Genomic DNA, 19349 nt, shown 5'->3' on the forward strand with positions numbered 1-19349 from the left:
CACAGAGATTCAGCCTGCCCGCGCTCCGTGGTATGCTTTGCGGCTTTTCAGCGCGCCATTTCGGAGTACCCATGTCTGACCGTAGCACCCGCCTGACCGCCCTGCGTACAGCACTGCAGCAGCGCATTCTGATCCTTGATGGCGGCATGGGGACAATGATCCAGAGCTACAAGCTGGAGGAACAGGACTACCGGGGCGCGCGTTTTGCGGACTGGCCAAGCGACGTCAAGGGCAACAATGATCTGCTGCTGCTGAGCAAACCAGAGGTCATCGCCGAGATCGAAAAGGCGTATCTGGACGCAGGCGCCGACATCATCGAAACCAATACCTTCAACGCCACGCGCATCTCCCAGGCTGATTACGGCATGCAGGAACTGGCGTACGAACTGAACGTCGCCGGCGCACGGGTTGCCCGCCAGGTTTGCGATGCCAAGACAGCAGAAACGCCGGATCGCCCGCGCTTTGTCGCCGGCGTACTCGGCCCGACCAGCCGCACCTGCTCCATTTCACCGGACGTCAACGACCCCGGTTATCGCAACGTCACCTTTGACGAGCTGGTCGAGAACTACACCGAGGCCACCCGCGGCCTGATCGAGGGCGGCGCCGACCTGATCCTGATCGAGACGATCTTCGACACCCTGAACGCCAAGGCTGCGATCTTTGCGGTTCAGCAGGTGTTCGAAGAAGACAGTGTCGAACTGCCGATCATGATTTCCGGCACCATCACCGACGCCTCCGGTCGCACCCTGTCCGGCCAGACCACCGAAGCCTTCTGGAACTCGGTGCGCCACGCCAACCCGATCTCCGTTGGTCTGAACTGCGCCCTTGGCGCCAAAGAACTGCGCCCCTATCTGGAAGAGCTGTCGAACAAGGCCGGCACCCACGTATCCGCGCACCCCAATGCCGGCCTGCCGAACGAGTTTGGTGAATACGACGAAACTCCGGCGCAGATGGCCGTCGTGGTCGAGGAATTTGCCGCTGCAGGCTTCCTGAACATTATCGGCGGCTGCTGCGGCACTACTCCGGGCCATATCCAGGCGATTGCCGAAGCGGTTGCGAAGTATTCACCGCGCGTCATTCCCGACATCCCTCGTGCCTGCCGCCTGTCCGGCCTTGAGCCGTTCACCATCGATCGCAACTCACTGTTCGTTAACGTCGGCGAACGTACCAACATTACCGGCAGCGCCAAGTTCGCCCGCCTGATCCGCGAAGAGAACTACGCCGAAGCGCTGGAAGTGGCCCAGCAGCAGGTCGAAGCCGGCGCCCAGATCATCGACATCAACATGGACGAGGGCATGCTCGACTCCAAGGCGGCGATGGTCCGGTTCCTGAATCTGATCGCCTCCGAGCCGGACATCTCCCGTGTGCCGATCATGATCGACTCCTCAAAATGGGAAGTCATCGAAGCGGGCCTCAAGTGCATCCAGGGCAAGGGCATCGTCAACTCCATTTCCATGAAGGAAGGGGTAGAACAATTCAAGCAGCACGCTCGCCTGTGCAAGCGCTACGGCGCTGCGGTCGTGGTGATGGCCTTCGACGAAAAGGGTCAGGCTGACACAGAAGCACGCAAAACCGAAATATGTCAGCGCAGCTACGACATTCTGGTCAACGAAGTCGGCTTCCCGCCGGAAGACATCATCTTCGACCCGAACATCTTCGCCGTGGCCACCGGCATCGAAGAGCACAACAACTATGCCGTCGATTTCATCAACGCCTGTGCCTATATCCGTGACAACCTGCCCTACGCATTGAGTTCAGGGGGCGTATCCAACGTCTCATTCTCGTTCCGTGGCAACAACCCGGTACGCGAAGCCATTCACTCTGTGTTCCTCTATTACGCCATCCGCAACGGCCTGAGCATGGGTATCGTCAACGCCGGCCAGCTGGAAATCTACGACGAGATTCCGCCGCTGCTGCGTGACCGGGTGGAAGACGTGGTGCTCAACCGGACTGCGGAAGCAACCGAAGCGCTGCTGGCGATTGCCGATCAGTTCAAGGGCGACGGCAGCGTCAAGGAAGCCGAAAATGAGGAGTGGCGCAGCTGGCCGGTTGAAAAACGCCTTGAGCACTCGCTGGTCAAAGGCATCACGACCTGGATCGTCGAGGATACCGAGCTGGCCAGGCAGGCCTGCGCGCGCCCGATCGAGGTTATTGAAGGCCCCTTGATGGCCGGCATGAACGTAGTCGGCGACCTGTTCGGTTCCGGCAAGATGTTCCTGCCGCAGGTGGTCAAATCGGCCCGCGTCATGAAACAGGCCGTTGCGCATCTGATTCCGTTCATCGAGGAAGAAAAAGGCGACACCCCCGAGGCCAAGGGCAAGATCCTCATGGCTACGGTCAAGGGCGACGTACATGACATCGGCAAGAATATCGTTGGCGTGGTGCTCGGCTGCAACGGCTATGACGTGGTTGATCTGGGCGTGATGGTCCCGGCGGAAAAGATCCTGCAGACCGCCATCGACGAAAAGTGCGACATCATCGGCCTGTCCGGACTGATCACGCCGTCGCTGGACGAGATGGTCCACGTTGCCCGCGAAATGCAGCGTCGCGACTTCCACCTGCCGCTGATGATCGGTGGCGCCACCACCTCAAAGGCCCATACCGCAGTCAAGATCGAGCCGCACTACCAGAACGACGCCGTGGTCTACGTGACCGACGCCTCGCGCGCGGTCGGTGTCGCAACATCACTGCTGTCCAAAGAGCTGAAGGGCGGCTATGTCCAGCAGGTTCGCGAAGACTACGCGGTGGTGCGTGAGCGCACCGCCAACCGCTCGGCCCGCACCGAATACCTGAGTTACCAGCAGGCGCTCGACAACCGCTTGCAGCTCGACTGGAACGACTACACCCCGCCAGCCCCCCGCGTACAAGGTGTCCAGCTGCTGGACAACATCGACCTGCGCACGCTGGCTGAGTACATCGACTGGACACCGTTCTTCATCGCCTGGGACCTGGCCGGAAAATACCCGCGCATCCTGCAGGACGACGTGGTTGGCGAAGCCGCCACCTCGCTGTTCAACGATGCTCAGGCGCTGCTGGAAAAAATCATCCGAGAGAAGCGCCTGACGGCCCGCGCCCTGTTCGGCTTCTGGCCAGCCAACCAGGTCGATGGCGACGACATCCAGCTGCGCAATGAGAACGGTGAGCCACTGGCCCGTCTGCATCACCTGCGCCAGCAGAACATCAAGCCGGACGGCAAGCCCAGCCTGTCGCTGGCCGACTTTGTTGCCCCTGAAAACAGCGGCAAGACCGACTATGTAGGCGGTTTTATTACCACTGCCGGCATCGGCGCCGAGGAAATGGCCAGGGAATACGAAGCCAAAGGCGACGACTACAACGCGATCATGGTCAAGGCACTGGCAGACCGCCTGGCGGAAGCCTGCGCCGAATGGCTGCACGAACAGGTGCGCAAGACCTACTGGGGCTACGCCGACGACGAGAAGTTGGCAAACGATGACCTGATCCGCGAAAAATACCGCGGCATTCGTCCGGCACCGGGCTACCCTGCCTGCCCGGACCACACCGAAAAGGCCACCCTGTTCAGCCTGCTTGACCCCCAACAGCAATGCGGCGTCAGCCTGACCGAGCACTTTGCCATGTATCCGGCGGCATCGGTCAGCGGCTGGTACTTCTCGCACCCGCAGAGCCAGTACTTTGCGGTTGGCAAAATCGGTCGCGATCAGGTCGAGCGCTACAGTCAGCGCAAACAGCAGGAGCTGGACGGTGTCGAGCGCTGGCTCGCCCCGAACCTGAACTACGACCGCTGAACCGATGGCCCTGCTGCCGGCGCGCGAGCGGCTGACACGCATCACCACCCTTGGTCTGCCGATCATGGGTGGCATGCTCAGCCAGAGCCTGCTCAACCTGATTGATGCCGCCATGGTCGGCAGCCTGGGCAGCGAGGCACTGGCCGGCGTCGGCCTGGGGAGCTACGCCAACTTCATGGCTGTTGCACTGGTCATGGGCCTGGGTGCCGGGGTACAGGCCATGGTCGCCCGCCGCAAGGGCGCCGGCGCAACCGGCGAGATCGCCGGACCATTGAATGAAGGCCTGCTGATCGCCCTGCTGCTGGCCATTCCCCTGACGCTGATTGGCTGGACCCAGGCTGACGCCATCATCCGTTTTCTGGCCGACGACCCGGCGGTCGTAGAGGTCGGCACCCATTATTTTCAGTGGCGCGTGCTGGCGATTGCAGCCGTTGGCGCCAACTTTGCGTTCCGCGGCTACTGGAACGGTATCCACAACGCCGGCCGCTATCTGCAGATCCTGGTGATCATGCATCTGGCCAACATTGGCATAAGCTACGGCCTGATCTTCGGCCACTTCGGTCTGCCGCAGATGGGCGCCGAAGGCTCCGGCGCCGGTACGGCGATCGCTATGCTGATCGGCTGCGCGCTCTACTTTGCCACCACTCTCTACAGCGGCCGCAAACACGGCTTTCTGCGCGCCCGCCCCCGCTGGCGGGACATCCGCGCCATGCTCCGGCTGGCGGTGCCGAACTCACTGCAGCAATTCTTTTTCGCCACCGGTATCACTACGCTGTTCTGGATCATTGCCCAGATAGGCACTGACGAACTGGCGATCGCCCACGTGCTGATCAACCTGGCATTGTTCCTCATCCTTCCCGGCGTCGGCCTGGGCATGGCCGCAACCACGCTGGTAAGCCATAGTCTCGGCCAGAATGATGCAGAGGAAGCCTATCGCTGGGGCTGGGACGTGGTGCGGGTAGCAGCATGCACCCTGTTTCTGCTTGGCATGCCATTCTGGCTGGCGCCACATCTGATTCTCGGCCTGTTCACCCCGGATGCAGACCTGATCGCCCTCGGCGAATGGCCGCTGCGCATCACGGGCCTGGGCATGAGTCTGGATGCAACCGCCCTGGTACTGACCCAGGCGTTGCTCGGAGCCGGCGCAAGCCGCACCGTGATGGGCGTCAACATGGGCAGTCAGTGGCTGCTGTTTCTGCCCTGCGCCTATCTGATTGGCCCGGTGCTGGGGGGCGGGCTGCTGGCGGTCTGGCTGCTGCAATCAGTCTATCGCTGCATCAACTCGCTGATATTTGCCTTCATGTGGCGCAGACGGCACTGGGCCGCAATCGATATCTGACCTGCGCCAAGGCGCAGGAGCGACTAAGCTGCTGAGAACGGATAACGTGGAGGCAGCATGAGCGACTCACGGGACAAGCCACAAAACGAAGAACCGATGCGCCTGCGTGACACATTGCAGAGCGTGCTTGCCGCGGCCCTGGGCGTGCAGAGCAATCGCGCCAGGGAGCGCGACTTCTCCAAGGGCAAACCCAGCCATTTCATCGCCCTTGGCGTGGCCTTTACCCTGCTGTTTGTGATGGTAGTTCTGGGCGTGGTAAAGCTCGTGCTCTACCTCGCCGGTGTCTGAATCCGGCGCACCTACTGGCCGCTTAGCCAGAATACCGCCGCCACTACCACGATAACGATCAGCGCAACCGATGCCACCGCATCGAGTGAAGACTGGTTGTTCTGTGACTGCTGGTCAGCCATGGCCTGGCCCCCTGATTATTGTTATGGTCAACACCCAGTAAAGACCATGGTACCGGGCCGTACAAGGCGGTTTTCTATGTGCATTTTCAATCTAAAGATATAGATAAACATTCCTTTTGTGCATATTCAAAAACTGCTATTGTCTGCCCGCCCAAGCCTGATGGGCCATGACTAGCGAAGGGCCGTCAGTGCCCGATGAACAGGTTTCTGTATGTATATCTACGACGAATATGATCAGCAGATCGTCGAGGACCGCGTAAAGCAGTTCCGCGATCAGACCCGCCGCTTTCTCGCAGGCGAGCTGAGCGAAAGTGAGTTCCTGCCGCTGCGACTGCAGAACGGCCTGTACGTCCAGCGCTACGCCCCAATGCTGCGCGTTGCGATTCCCTACGGGCTGATTTCCGCCCGGCAGGTACGCAAGCTGGCCTTCATCGCCCGTACCTACGACAAGGGCTATGTTCACTTCAGCACCCGCCAGAACGTCCAGTTCAACTGGCCGGCCCTGGAGGATGTGCCGGACATTCTGGCGCACCTGGCTGAAGTGCAGATGCATGCCATTCAAACCAGCGGCAACTGCATCCGCAACACCACCACCGATCAGTTCGCCGGTGTTGCCGCTGATGAACTGGTCGATCCGCGTCCGTGGTGCGAGATCATTCGTCAGTGGTCCACTTTCCATCCCGAATTTGCCTTCCTGCCGCGCAAGTTCAAGATCGCAGTCAACGGCGCCGAGGCGGATCGTGCCGCCATCGGCGTACACGACATTGGTCTGAACGTCGTGCGCAACGCCGCTGGCGAAATCGGCTTCCGTGTACTGGTTGGCGGCGGCCTCGGCCGTACCCCGATGGTGGGCTCACAGATTTGCGAGTTCCTGCCATGGCAGCACCTGCTGACCTATCTCGACGCCATTCTGCGTGTGTACAACCGCTATGGCCGTCGTGACAACAAGTACAAGGCGCGCATCAAGATTCTGGTCAAGGCGCTGACTCCCGAGGTCTTCGCCGAGAAGGTCAACGCCGAATGGGCGCACACCAAGGACGGCCCGGCCACCCTGACCCAGCAGGAGCTGGATCGTGTTGCCGGCCACTTCTCTGCGCCTGCCTATGAGCAGTTCAGCGGCGATGACGCCGGCTACCTGGCCAAGCGTGAAGCTGAAAAAGGCTTCAACAACTGGGCCATGCGCAACGTTCAGGCGCACAAGGTGCCGGGCTACGCCGCCGTCACCCTGTCGCTGAAACCGACCGCAGTTGCCCCGGGCGATGCCGACGACAAACAGCTTGAAGCCATTGCCGACCTGGCCGACCAGTTCAGCTTCGGCGAACTGCGCGTTACCCACCAGCAGAACCTGGTGCTGGCCGACGTACGCCAGAGCGACCTGTATGACCTCTGGCAAGCCTGCCGCAAGCACGGCTTCGCGACCCCGAATATCGGCCTGTTGACCGATATCATCTGCTGCCCCGGCGGCGATTTCTGTGCTCTGGCCAACGCCAAGTCGATTCCGATCGCCGAAGCCATCCAGCGTACCTTTGATGACCTGGATTACCTGCACGACATCGGCGATCTGGACCTGAACATCTCCGGCTGCATGAACGCCTGCGGCCACCACCACGTCGGCCACATCGGCGTACTGGGTGTCGACAAGAAAGGTCAGGAGTTCTATCAGGTCTCCCTCGGCGGCAACAGCGGCCGTGATGCCAGCATCGGTCAGATCCTCGGCCCGTCCTTCTCGGCCGAAGACATGCCCAGCGTCATGACCAAGGTAATCGATGTGTACATCGAGAACCGCACCCCCGAAGAACAGTTCCTCGATACCTTCAAGCGTATCGGCATGGCACCTTTCAAGGAGCGCGTGTATGCAGCGACTAATTAAGAACGGTGCAGTCGTTAACGACAGCTGGCACGTTCTGGACAAGGACGCCACCCTGGACGGCCTGCCCAATAGCGACAGCATCATCGTGCCGCTGGCGCTTTGGCTGGAGCACGCTCACGCCCTGAAAGCCCGCGACGGTGGCCTGGGTGTCTGGCTGGACAGCGACGAAGAAGTGGAAAGCATCGCCGGCGATCTGGATCACTTCCAGGTCATCGCGCTGAACTTCCCGGTCTTCAGCGACGGCCGTAATTACTCCAACGCCCGCCTGCTGCGTGATCGTTACCAGTACCAGGGCGAGGTACGCGCCATCGGCGACGTACTGCGCGACCAGCTGTTCTTCATGCAGCGCTGCGGCTTTGACGCCTTTGCCCTGCGTGCCGACCGTAATGCCGAGGAAGCACTGGAAAGCCTGAAAGACTTTTCCAACTGCTACCAGGCTGCGACGGACCAGCCCTTACCGCTGTTCCGCCGCCGCGCCTGAGGCGCACAAAAAAACCGGGGCACTGCCCCGGTTTTTTTGTGCCTGCTGCAGGGCTGCCGATCAACCCAGATTAACGACTACCCGACCGATCATCTTGCCGGCCAGAATGCGCTCGATCTCGGCGGGCAACTGCTCCAGCGTCACCTCGCGCTCAAGATTGTGCAAATCGGTCTTCCATTGCAGTGACAGCCGATCCCACATCGACGCCTTGACCACCAGCGGCAGCTCTACCGAGTCGACGCCCAGCAGGTTCACATTGCGCAAAATGAACGGGAACACACTGGCTGCAAATCCGCCGCCAGCAGTCATTCCGCAGGTCGCAACACTGGCACCATAGCGCAGCGACTTGACCACATTGAACAGAATGTCGCCACCGACGGTATCCACCGCGCCAGCCCACTGTTCCTTGAGCAACATTTTCTCGACACCCGCCGCCAGCGCAGCGCGATCAACGATCTGGCTGGCACCCAGGCCCTTGAGCATATCCACCTGATCGGCCTTGCCGGTCGAGGCTGCCACCTCGTAACCCAGAGATGCCAGCATGGCCACCGCAATACTGCCTACACCACCGGTGGCGCCGGTTACCAGCACCGGGCCCTGCCCCGGCGTAAGGCCCGCCTGCTCCAGCTTGTCGATACACAGCGCCGCCGTCAGGCCGGCAGTACCCAGCACCATGCTGTCACGCAGCGACAGCCCTTCCGGACGCTTGATCACCCAGCCGGCCGGCACGCGGATGTATTGACCAAAGCCGCCAGAGGTATTCATGCCGAGGTCGTAGCCGGTGACGATCACCTCATCACCGACTGCCAATTCAGGCACCGAGCTGGCCTCCACCACACCGGCCGCATCAATACCCGGGGTATGGGGGAAGTTCCGCGTCACACCCTTGTTACCGGTGGCCGAGAGTGCGTCCTTGTAGTTCAGGGAGGAGTAGCGCACACGAATGAGCACATCCCCTGCAGGCAGCTCATCCACATGCTGTTGCTTGATCTCGGTGACATACCGGCCGTCCTGCTCCGACACCACCAGCGCCTTGAATTCAGACATATCCACTCCTACCAGAAACGTTGATTGTTGAAGCGCGACACCCAGGTCAGCAACAGTCGGTCCGCCGCCTGGGCCAGCCCGCCGGACAACCGGTCCTGCAGGCGCTTGCGCTGCTCAAACTGCACCTCAAATACATCAGCCTGCCTGACCCGCTCACACAGGTACTGGTCACTGGTCTTGATCTCGTCGGCCAGCCCGCGCAGCAAGGCCTCGCTGCCGAACCAGACCTCACCTGTGGCGACCGTCTCAATGTCCAGGCTTGGGCGATAGCGCGCAACAAACTGCTTGAACAGGCGGTGAATGTTTTCCAGGTCATCCTGAAACTTTTCCCGCGCCTTGTCACTGTTCTCGCCAAATACCGTCAGTGTGCGCTTGTACTCCCCCGCAGTCAGCATTTCAAAATCAATATCGTGCTTTTTCAGCAATCGATTGAAGTTGGGCAACTGCGCGACAACGCCGATCGAGCCCAGCATGGCGAAGGGTGCCGCCAGAATCCGATCAGCGATACAGGCCATCATATAGCCGCCACTGGCTGCCACCTTGTCGACGGAGATGGTCAGCGGGATACCCGCCTCGCGCACACGCACCAGCTGCGATGACGCAAGCCCGTACGCATGCACCATGCCGCCACCACTTTCCAGGCGAACAACGACCTCATCCTGCGGACGCGCCAGCTCCAGCACCGCCGTCACTTCATGGCGCAGATTTTCCAGCGCACTGGCCTTGATGTCGCCATGAAAGTTGAGCACATAAACGCGCCCGCGCTCATCCTGGGCTGCATCCTTGTCGCGGGCCTTCGCCTCCTGCTTAAGCTGCTTCTGCCGGGCCTTGCGAGCGCCCTTGCTGAGCACCATCAGCCCAAGCTGCTCGTGCATGCGCTGCAGACGGTCGTTCAGGCGAGTCACACTCAGTGTGCCCTCGACGCGCTTGCTGCGCGCCTTGCCGGCAGCAATCATCGCCAGAATCAGCGCCACCACCACCAGCACCGTCAGGGCCTTGGCAAGAAAATAGACATATTGATCAAACCATTCCACAGTGTTCTCCCGTCTCTGCACAACCCGCTAAGCACAGCAAGCATACAGGATCATCAGGGCATGGGCGCAGGCCGTCCGGGGAAAATTCAAACGCCCGTATGATTTTTGGTTGACAGCTTCGCGAGCTTGCCCCTAACCTCCGTCTACATAACATTACAAGGCGGCAGATTGTGGGCAGTATCTATCTGATCAGGCACGGACAGGCATCACTTGGCGCAGCCAACTACGACGTCCTGTCCCCCCTCGGCATCCGCCAGGCACAGCTGTGCGGCGAACATTTCGGCGCGCTTGGCCTGCAGTTCGATGCCTGCTACGCCGGCACCCTGCAACGCCAGATCGATACCGCCCGCCACGCGCTCGACGCGATGAATCAGTCCTCCCTCGCGGTCCAGAGCGACGCCAGCTTTAACGAATACCACTCTGACCAGGTGCTTGAAAGCTACCTGCCGCAGGTGCTTGAAGCCATCCCCGACGCCGAGCATTACCTGAAGAACGCAGGACAGTTCCGCAAGGAATTTCAGCGCGTTTTCAGTCACGCCGTGACACTCTGGATAACCGACACCTGCGAGCGCCCCGGCTGTCCGTCCTGGCAGAGCTATGTCGACCAGGTTGCCAGCGGCCTGCGCCGGGTTATCGATGACAACCGCGGCAGCGGCCAGAACATTGCCGTATTCGCATCGGGCGGCACCATTACCGCCGCCCTGCAACTGATCACGCAAATGCCGGCCACCAGCGCCTTTGAGCTGAACTGGCAAATCGTGAATACCTCTGTAAGCCGCCTGCAGTACCGTGCAGACAAGCTGAGTCTGGCCTACTTCAATAGCCAGGCACATCTTGAGATTCACCGCCAACCCGAGTGGATCAGCTTCAGATGAGTCGCAGTGCGCATCCCGCGCCCTGCATTACCTAGCAAAGGAACCACCAATGACTACCGTTGCAGAAATCACCAGCCAAATGGAATCCAAGTTCAACTCAGCCGCTGCAGCCGGTCTGGATCTGGTATTCCAGTTCAACATCACCGACGACGAGAACTTCAACGTGACCGTCAAGGACGGCAGCTGCGCTGTAGCTCAGGGCGAAGCCGCCGATCCGAACGTGACCCTGATCATGGACAAGGAAACCCTGGTCGGCGTGATGACCGGTGAAACCGACGGCATGCAGGCCTTCATGGGCGGCAAACTGCGCGCCGAAGGCGACATGATGCTGGCACTCAAGCTGGGCGAACTGTTCCCGGCCTGATCCCAGGCAGACCGGCAGGCCGCCGCTCATTGGCACCTGCCGGTCCCTGCACCACAATTGCACTTCGTACTGCAGACCTGCACCAGCAATCCCCACTTCCTCGCCTGCCGCCTGACCAACAACTCAATAAAACAACATAAGCCTCTGTTTTTATTGATAAATAACAAACAGGCACGACGATTGCTCTGTAAATACCAACTTGTATCCAAGATGGTATTCAGACATGACACAACAGACCCTCGGCTTTACCCTCTCCGACTGGCAACAGGCATATCAACAGGAAGGTCGCTCGCCTGCAGCAGTGCTCGGCGCCCTGCGCAACGAGCTGAACACTGACGATAACGCCTGGATCAGCCTTGCCAGCGAGGCCCAGCTCAACGAGCAGTTAGCCGCTCTGGATGAACGCCTGCAACAGGCAGACGGCAAGGTCGCATCGCTGCCACTGTACGGCGTCCCCTTCGCGGTAAAGGACAACATCGACGCAGCTGGCTGGGACACCACTGCCGCCTGCCCGGCCTTCGCTCATCAGGCTAGTGCCGATGCCACCGTCGTTGCCCGCCTGCGCGCGGCAGGTGCCATTCTGATTGGCAAGACCAATCTGGACCAATTCGCCACCGGTCTGGTCGGCACCCGTTCGCCATATGGCGCCGTCAGCAACAGTTTCAACGCCGATTACGTCAGCGGCGGCTCCAGCTCCGGCTCCGCCAGTGTGGTCGCCCGTGGCCTGGTACCCTTTGCGCTCGGCACCGACACCGCCGGGTCCGGCCGCGTGCCGGCCGGCTTCAACAATATTGTCGGCCTCAAACCGACCCGCGGCTGGCTCTCCAATACCGGACTGGTACCGGCCTGCCGAACCCTCGATTGCATCTCGGTATTCGCCCTGACTGTTGCCGACGCCCAGGCAGTCGCCACCATCGCCGGCGGCTTCGATCCCAACGACGCTTACAGCCGCGCCAACCCCTGTAGCGCGCCGGTCGGCTTGCCGGTCAGGCCGAAACTGGCCATACCGGCCAATCCCGAGTTCTTCGACGACACGCAAATGCAGGCAGCCTATGAGACAGCGCTCGAGAAGTGGCGCGCGTTCGGCGCAGAGCTGGTCGAGATTGACTTCAGCCCCTTTGCAGACCTGGCGGCTCAGCTGTATCAGGGCTCGTGGGTGGCTGAACGCACCGTCGCCGTTGGCGGCATGGAACCGGACAAAATGGATCCGGTCGTGCGCAGCATCGTCGAAGGCGGCCACAAATACAGCGCCTGCGAGGCCTATCAGGCCGAGTACATCCGTGCCGAGTTGTCACGCCAGATCAGCCTGATCCTGGCCGACTTTGATGCCCTGCTGGTGCCAACCTCGCCGACCATTCGCCGTATCAGCGAGATGGCGGAGGAACCGGTGCTCTACAATAGCCAATTCGGCACCTATACCAACTTCACCAACCTGGCCGACTTGTGCGCACTGGCCTTGCCCGCAGGCATGCGCGAAGACGGCCTGCCCGCCGGCGTCACCCTGATTGCACCGGCCTGGCACGATCACGCCCTGGCCGAGCTGGGCAAACGCTGGCAGCAAGCCCAGGCACTGCCACTGGGCGCAACCGGCAAGCCCTGTCCGGGTGCGCAACAGACTATTCAAGTGCCGGGTAGCGTGCGCGTAGCGGTGGTCGGCGCGCACCTGACCGGCATGCCGCTGAACTTCCAGCTGACCAGTCGCGACGCCGTGCTGGTCGAACAAACCCTGACCTGTCCGGATTACCGGCTGTATGCCCTGCCCGGCACCGTTCCGCCCAAGCCTGGTCTGGCGCGGGTTGCGCAGGATGGCGCACAGATTATTGTCGAGCTGTGGGATATCCCGCTGGCCCGCTTCGGGGAATTCGTCGCCGAGATTCCGCCGCCGCTGGGCATTGGCAACCTGCAGCTGGCAGATGGTCGCTGGGTGAAGGGCTTTATTTGTGAACCGGCCGCACTCGCCGACGCCCGCGACATTACCGCCTTCGGCGGCTGGCGTGCATTCATTGCCAGCCTCAGTGCAGCCTGAGCAGGTCACACCGTGCAACTGAGCCAGCCATCCAACACAGCAGCTCGGCGGGAGAACCTCGCCGAGCGCATCCACGCGCGGCTCAAGGAGGACATCCTGTCCTTCCGGCTGCTGCCCGGTGACCGCTTTTCCGAGGGTGAAATCGCCGCACGCATGAACGCCAGCCGCACACCGGTGCGCCAGGCACTCTACCAGCTTGAGCGCGAAGGCTATCTGGAGGTGCGTTTTCGCAGTGGCTGGCAGGTCAGAAGCTTCGACTTTACCCGCTTCGAGGAGCTCTATGACCTGCGCATCGTGCTGGAGATGGAAGCGCTCAGGCGTCTTTGCACCGGCCAGCCCGGCACCGCAGCAGAGCACATACTGAAAACCCTGCATGACACCTGGTGCGTAGCGCCCGCGCTGCGCACTGGTGACGGCCAGCAGGTGTTCGTCATGGATGAGCACTTTCACTGCCAACTGGTGGAAGCCGCCGGCAACGGCGAGATGACGCGTCTGCACGCCGAGATCTGCGAGCGCATACGCGTTGTCCGAAAACTGGATTTCGAGCGTGCCGAACGGCTCGACAAGACCTGGGAAGAACATGGGCAAATCCTGCGGCACATTCGCGCCGGCGAACTGCAACAGGCCCAGCACCTGCTGACCGCGCACATAGAGGCAAGCAAGGCAGAGGTACGCAAAGTCACCCTGCACAAGCTGCAACAGGCTCGCCAGCGCGCCCTGCAGGCAGCAGACAGCGTGCCTTCTACGCCGAATGCTGTCTGCCCTTCAGACACTCATTGATCAAGACAATGGCCGGCCAACACCGGACCTGATGCATTCCCGGTTTTCTTGTTCGCACCCTGCCACTGCTTTAAATTAGGCGACCAAGCCGTGTCGCAGACAGCCTTGCTATCAGCAACTGCCCGACACCCACTGACAGCCTCGTGAGCCGGGGCAGCACGACAACAAGGATTCATCATGGAAAAGACCCAACTGTTCGACCTCGACGGCAAAGTTGCCCTGGTAACCGGCGCCAGCCGCGGTATCGGCGAGGCGATTGCCAAGCTACTGGCCCAGCAGGGTGCGCACGTGATCATCTCCAGCCGCAAGATCGATGACTGCCAGGCCGTTGCTGACGCCATCGTCGCCGCCGGCGGCAAAGCCTCCGCACTCGCCTGCCACATCGGCGACATGGATCAGATCGTTGCCACCGTTGCCGCCATTCGCGAGCAGTTCGGCAAGCTGGATATCCTGGTTAACAACGCCGCCGCCAACCCTTACTTCGGCAACGTACTGGACACCGATCTGGGCGCCTTCCAGAAGACCGTAGACGTCAACATCCGCGGCTACTTCTTCATGTCGGTTGAAGCGGGCAAACTGATGCGCGAAAACGGCGGCGGCAACATCCTCAACGTAGCCTCCGTCAATGGTGTGGTTCCCGGTCAGCTGCAGGGTATCTACTCGATCACCAAGGCAGCAGTCATCAACATGACCAAGGTATTCGCCAAGGAGTGCGCTCAGTTCGGCATTCGCTGCAACGCCCTGCTGCCGGGCCTGACCGACACCAAGTTCGCCTCCGCCCTGACTACCAACGACGCTATCCTCAAGCCGGCACTGCAGCGCATCCCGCTGGCCCGTGCAGCGGATCCGACCGAAATGGCAGGCACCGTCCTGTATCTGGTCAGCGACGCCTCAAGCTACACCACTGGCGCTGCGATCAACGTCGACGGCGGCATGCTCGCATAAACCTGCGGCATAAAGCAGAAAGGCTGCCCTGGGGCAGCCTTTTTTGTTTCCGCAACGGTATTACTGAAAGCGCTTGAGCGCGGCTTTGGCCTGTGTATTGAGCGGCTCGGGGGTCAAACCGGTCGGCCCGATTTCCAGCGAAAAGCGGGCGCCATCTACCAACGGAACAAAACGCACCTCGAAGGCGTCCGCATGCACCAGCGACGCGCCGCCCGCACGGTCCAGCCACAGCCAAAGGTCACGCCAGGCCGGCGTCGAGTTCAGATTCGCCGCCAGCGCAGAACTGGCCCCGCGCTGCTGCTCAAGGGCAAGATAACGACCCAGCAGGCGGTGCAGTCGATATCCATCTTCCAGACCAATCAGCGAAGCCAGCCCCTGCCAACGCAAAACCTGAACTTCCAGCTCCCACAGATCACCGGCCAGACGCACGCGCTGCTCGCCCGCCGAGGTCGTAATCACTGCATCGTATTGCTGGGGCGCAACCTGGGTAAAACTCAAGGTCCCTGCGGTGCCCTTGCCGTCAATGACACGGAAAGACTGGAGGTCCCAGGCCGCCAGCCCGAGAACCGCGGCCAGTGCCAGCGCTGCCAGCAGCAAATTGCCGCGCAGCCAACCCGCCAGCCAGCGCAGGCGCCAACCCTGACTCAACGTCAGCAGCACCAGAACGGCGGCAATGATTGCCGCAATCAGGGCCAATCCCGGAAATTGCATCGTGGCTCCTCGCCCGAATCAGCTTGGCACTGGCGGGGCTTCAACACCCGCCTGCCGCGCAAGATAGCAATCAATAAGCCAGCGCGAGATGGTGCCGCGCGGCGGTATCTTCGGCAACTCATCTATTGACCACCAGTAGGCCGCTTCAATCTCGCCCTCCTGAGGGATGATGTCGCCACCGGCATATTCGGCGTGGAAACCCAGCATCAGCGAATTGGGGAACGGCCAGCTCTGGCTGCCCAGGTACTCAAGGTTGCTGACCTCAAGATTGACCTCTTCCTTCACCTCGCGGTGCAGGCATTGCTCTACCGACTCGCCCGGCTCGATAAAACCGGCCAGCGTACTGAAAAATCCGGGAGGAAAATGCGGAGAACGGGCCAGCAGAATCTCACTGCCACGGGTGATCAGCACAATGATGCAAGGTGCCAGCTTGGGATACTCGCGCCGTTCACAGCGCACGCACTCCATCGCCCGCTCCTCTTCACGCGGCTGCATGGGCTCGCCGCAGCAGCCGCAGAAACGGTGACTCTGATACCAGGCATTCAGTTGCTGGGCGACGCCCAACAGACGAAACAGCTGATCGTCGACCTGCCCGACCAGCGTGCGCAGTCCGTGCCAACTCAGGCCCGGCATGTCCAGGCTGTCGCTCAGGTGAATCAGCTCGCAGGCCCGACCGTCGACCAGACCAAGAGGCAAACGGTGGCTCACATCGCCAAAGTACAACGCCTGATCCGGGTCATGCAGCAAGCTGCCGTCGTACATGGCAAATTGATTCTGATAAAACACCACGACCACGCCCTGCTGCTGCGCAGCAGCATCCAGGCGCGAGGCGGGTTGAAACACACGAAAGGATCTCATTCGGACGTATTCCCCGATACAGCGTATCCCAGTTCAGCCATGCTGTCCTCGGCCAGCGCCAGCACATCGCCTGAGGCTACCGTTGCACGCTCAGCTGACTCCAGATAGAACTCGATACTGGTCAAGGCATCGGCCAGCACCTCCAATTGGGCATCCGTCGGTACCTGCTTGCGCTCAAGCATGGTTTCACGGATGAAGTTCGCTGCCATGCTGATAATTCTGGCGGCACGCCCCATGCCCAGGAACAGCAGACCGCCGCGAACCGTCTCCAGCGAGGGCGGCACGTTGAGCAAATGCATGGCGTCGTTACCGGATTCCATGTACGCCGTGATGGACCGTTTCGCCAGTGCCAGGCCGGCTTGTGATTCCTCGATCAGAACGATGCGGGCCTCTTTCAGCTCCAGCGGTTCGGCAAACTCACCCTCGGCACCGGCAGCCGTATCGCCTGCAAAAGCCGAAGAGTCGAGTCGATTGACTGCTGTTTCAGCGCGCAACACCGCATCGGCGACCTGTTCCAGCACAGCAACGTCACCAGGCTGCCAACCGGCAAGACGACCGGAAATGGCGTGAATCGCCTCGGACTCGGCCTTGAGGTCAAGCATCGACAGCGTTTTCCACAGTCGCTCCAGTCCAGACGACAGGCTTTCCAGTGACTGTTCGGCATCCCCGGCATTGCGCGCCAACAGATCCAGCAGATCCTTCAGGGCGTTAACCTCTTCCCGCAACGCTTCGGCCACAGAGCGCATGACATCAATGCCGGGACCATGCAGCTTGGCAAAGGCGTCGTTCAACTCGTATTCGGTAAAGCCGGGATCCGGCAACTGATAGGCCGTGCTCACTTCGGCGCAACGATCACAACCGGCATCGGCCAGTGCAACGAGAAACAACAGCTCGCGCAACAGCCCTTCATTGAGTCGGTGCTCGGCGGCATTGAGCAGGGCTCCCCGAATTTCGCGATCCAGCAGCGCGAACAGGCGCTTGCGCGCGGGGGTCAGATTCAGCGGCGTTTGCTCAATGGCTTCCAGGGCCGCCCCGGCAACCCAGCACAGGGTCGCCATGCGTGAGGCAAGGCTGCCCTCAAAGCGTGCCAGCGCGCGCTGCATCAGCGGTACAGACGCCGCCAGCCCGTCATCGCGCAGCAACCCCAGCAGACCCAGTTGATACATCTGGCGCAGTCGGCCGGCGACCTTGGGTTCAACGGGCCCGGTTGCACCCTTGCGGAACCCGGCTGGCAAGCCGGCCACCGGCAGCGGATAAAAATGACTGTCAGGCAACGCGGGGACACCCGGCCGGTGCTGACGCATCTGATTGATCATCGGCAGCAGCAACTCGGGGCGTTCACGCCCCTGCTGGCGTGCCTGATCCAGATAGCGCTCCAGCAAAAACAGTGCATCGCACAACGACGACAGCGGCTCATTGCGCTCTTCCCCGTCGTGAACGGGAATATCCATCGCCAGACTGATCATCTCGTCCAGCAGCAATGCAGCGCCCTTGAGCTCTATCAAGGCCAGGGTACCGCGCAACTGCTGAAGCCCTTCGATGGACTGCTGCAGCAGGCTGCCGTCCTGACGATCCTCGAGGAACTGCTGCAACAGGTTTTCCACTTCACCCATGCTGGCGAAGAGTTCGTCCCTGACAAGATCCAGTGAAGTGGTACCGGTCAACATGGCATTCAGTCTCCCACCATCCCTGCGTAGCGCGGTTGTCGATCAGTCTGCAAACTCGGGCGTCTGCTTGCTCATATGCGCCATGACCGCAACCTTGAGGTCATCGGACTGCAGCATTGCGGCGTTCCAGGTCGCGATGTAGTTCAGGCCGTCTTCCACACTGTGGTCACGGGCAAAGCGGATCATTTCCTTGGTGCCACGAATAGCGAGCGGCGACTTGGAAGCAATTTCCTGGGCCAGCTCCATGACACCCGCCATCAGCTGGACGTGATCGCTCCAGGTACGATTGACCAGGCCGATACGCGCCGCCTCATGCCCATCGACGAAGCGACCGGTATAGGCCAGCTCCCGCATCATGCCATCGCTGATAAGACGCGGCAAACGCTGAAGGGTGCCGACGTCTGCGGCCATCCCCATATCGATTTCCTTGATCGAGAAACTGGCGTCCTCGGTGCTGTAACGCATATCGCAGGCGGAGATCAGGTCAATCGCCCCACCGATGCAGTAGCCGTGAATAGCGGCGATGACCGGCTTGCGGCAGCTATCGATCACGTTGAAGGACTCTTGCAACTGCAGCACGTTGCGACGAATGGCCTCTGCCTTGCGACCGATGTCCTTGTCCATGCCACTTGAGGCTTCGGCAAGCATCTGCAGGTCGATCCCCGCAGAGAAGTGTTTGCCCGCTCCGGATATCACAGCACAACGAACCTCGGGGGTTTCATCAACCCACTTGAAAACGTCGATGATCTCCAGCCAGAACGCGCGGTTCATGGCATTGATCTTCTCCGGGCGGTTGATCTGGATGTGGGCGACCTTGCCAACTTGCTCAACCAGCAGCGTCTCGTATTGCGACATATACGGCCTTTTTCTTGTAGGTAACAACCGGCACCTGACACGAATCCGATTCGAATCAAATACCACCTTGGACTATTTGCATTGGCATGACTATATCAAGCTGACACTCAAACTCCATAACCAATTACTCAGCAAGCTCGCCTAAGATACTGAAAATGCGACGCGCTTGGACTACCAGGCAGCTTCCAAAGTAGGGCAAACAAAGACCTGCGTCGGGGCAGCCATGAAGGAAGCAGTAGTTTATGCTTGCCTCGGGTCAGCGAGAGCATGTCGAACAGCCCCCTTGCCGGAACGGCAGGCAAGGGGGCTGTTCGACACACTTT

The 19349-nt window shown here is 60.8% G+C and carries 16 protein-coding genes; 10 read left to right on the forward strand and 6 right to left on the reverse strand.

The annotated features are described in order from the left end of the window. The first annotated feature begins 32 nt into the window (after positions 1 to 32). The 5 genes from metH (at position 33) to B7O88_RS13395 (ending at position 7864) form a co-directional block, all read left to right on the forward strand. Entirely contained in the window at positions 33 to 3764 is a 3732-nt protein-coding gene (gene metH / locus B7O88_RS13375) for a methionine synthase (RefSeq protein WP_235005795.1), read from the forward strand. A 4-nt stretch (positions 3765 to 3768) separates the two neighbouring features. Beyond that, a complete protein-coding gene (locus B7O88_RS13380; protein ID WP_235005794.1) occupies positions 3769 to 5103 on the forward strand; it encodes an MATE family efflux transporter in 1335 nt (444 codons plus the stop codon). A 57-nt stretch (positions 5104 to 5160) separates the two neighbouring features. Continuing rightward, positions 5161 to 5391 (forward strand): DUF2970 domain-containing protein, encoded by a 231-nt coding sequence (locus B7O88_RS13385; RefSeq protein ID WP_088276522.1) that lies wholly within the window; start codon positions 5161 to 5163, stop codon positions 5389 to 5391. A gap of 333 nt (positions 5392 to 5724) precedes the next feature. After that, complete coding sequence (locus B7O88_RS13390) at positions 5725 to 7383, forward strand: nitrite/sulfite reductase (RefSeq protein WP_088276523.1); 1659 nt, start codon at positions 5725 to 5727, stop codon at positions 7381 to 7383. Continuing rightward, on the forward strand, positions 7367 to 7864 hold the full coding sequence (locus B7O88_RS13395) for a DUF934 domain-containing protein (RefSeq protein ID WP_088276524.1): 498 nt from the start codon (positions 7367 to 7369) through the stop codon (positions 7862 to 7864). Before B7O88_RS13390 ends, B7O88_RS13395 begins: the two co-directional genes overlap by 17 nt. Positions 7865 to 7924: 60 nt before the next feature. Here B7O88_RS13395 and B7O88_RS13400 read toward each other — a convergent pair whose 3' ends face one another. Then, on the reverse strand, positions 7925 to 8911 hold the full coding sequence (locus B7O88_RS13400; protein ID WP_088276525.1) for a YhdH/YhfP family quinone oxidoreductase: 987 nt from the start codon (positions 8909 to 8911) through the stop codon (positions 7925 to 7927). An 8-nt stretch (positions 8912 to 8919) separates the two neighbouring features. Beyond that, the gene (sohB, locus tag B7O88_RS13405; protein ID WP_088276526.1) at positions 8920 to 9945 is read right to left on the reverse strand and encodes a protease SohB; all 1026 of its coding nucleotides are present in this window, start codon (positions 9943 to 9945) and stop codon (positions 8920 to 8922) included. Positions 9946 to 10115: 170 nt separating this feature from the next. Here sohB and B7O88_RS13410 point away from each other — a divergent pair, with 170 nt between their 5' ends. The 5 genes from B7O88_RS13410 (at position 10116) to B7O88_RS13430 (ending at position 14935) form a co-directional block, all read left to right on the forward strand. After that, positions 10116 to 10820, forward strand: a complete 705-nt coding sequence (locus tag B7O88_RS13410) for a histidine phosphatase family protein (protein ID WP_088276527.1) — start codon at positions 10116 to 10118, stop codon at positions 10818 to 10820. A 49-nt stretch (positions 10821 to 10869) separates the two neighbouring features. Beyond that, the gene (locus B7O88_RS13415) at positions 10870 to 11184 is read left to right on the forward strand and encodes an SCP2 sterol-binding domain-containing protein (protein ID WP_088276529.1); all 315 of its coding nucleotides are present in this window, start codon (positions 10870 to 10872) and stop codon (positions 11182 to 11184) included. A 223-nt stretch (positions 11185 to 11407) separates the two neighbouring features. Beyond that, complete coding sequence (gene atzF, locus B7O88_RS13420; RefSeq protein ID WP_088276530.1) at positions 11408 to 13210, forward strand: allophanate hydrolase; 1803 nt, start codon at positions 11408 to 11410, stop codon at positions 13208 to 13210. Positions 13211 to 13222: 12 nt separating this feature from the next. After that, positions 13223 to 13990 carry a GntR family transcriptional regulator gene (locus B7O88_RS13425; RefSeq protein WP_088276531.1) on the forward strand — a complete coding sequence of 256 codons (768 nt, stop codon included), beginning with the start codon at positions 13223 to 13225 and terminating at the stop codon, positions 13988 to 13990. Positions 13991 to 14167: 177 nt separating this feature from the next. Then, a complete protein-coding gene (locus B7O88_RS13430; RefSeq protein WP_088276532.1) occupies positions 14168 to 14935 on the forward strand; it encodes an SDR family oxidoreductase in 768 nt (255 codons plus the stop codon). A gap of 60 nt (positions 14936 to 14995) precedes the next feature. Here B7O88_RS13430 and B7O88_RS13435 read toward each other — a convergent pair whose 3' ends face one another. The 4 genes from B7O88_RS13435 to B7O88_RS13450 are packed head-to-tail and all read right to left on the reverse strand — an operon-like array spanning position 14996 to position 19026. Next, on the reverse strand, positions 14996 to 15646 hold the full coding sequence (locus B7O88_RS13435; RefSeq protein WP_088276533.1) for a hypothetical protein: 651 nt from the start codon (positions 15644 to 15646) through the stop codon (positions 14996 to 14998). An 18-nt stretch (positions 15647 to 15664) separates the two neighbouring features. Beyond that, entirely contained in the window at positions 15665 to 16504 is an 840-nt protein-coding gene (gene nudC / locus B7O88_RS13440; RefSeq protein ID WP_088276534.1) for an NAD(+) diphosphatase, read from the reverse strand. Beyond that, positions 16501 to 18171 (reverse strand): ferrous iron transporter B, encoded by a 1671-nt coding sequence (locus tag B7O88_RS13445; protein ID WP_088276536.1) that lies wholly within the window; start codon positions 18169 to 18171, stop codon positions 16501 to 16503. Before B7O88_RS13445 ends, nudC begins: the two co-directional genes overlap by 4 nt. 42 nt (positions 18172 to 18213) lie before the next feature. Then, positions 18214 to 19026, reverse strand: a complete 813-nt coding sequence (locus tag B7O88_RS13450; RefSeq protein WP_088276537.1) for a crotonase/enoyl-CoA hydratase family protein — start codon at positions 19024 to 19026, stop codon at positions 18214 to 18216. Positions 19027 to 19349: the final 323 nt, after the last annotated feature.

This window comes from Halopseudomonas aestusnigri, assembly GCF_002197985.1.
GTDB lineage: Bacteria > Pseudomonadota > Gammaproteobacteria > Pseudomonadales > Pseudomonadaceae > Halopseudomonas > Halopseudomonas aestusnigri.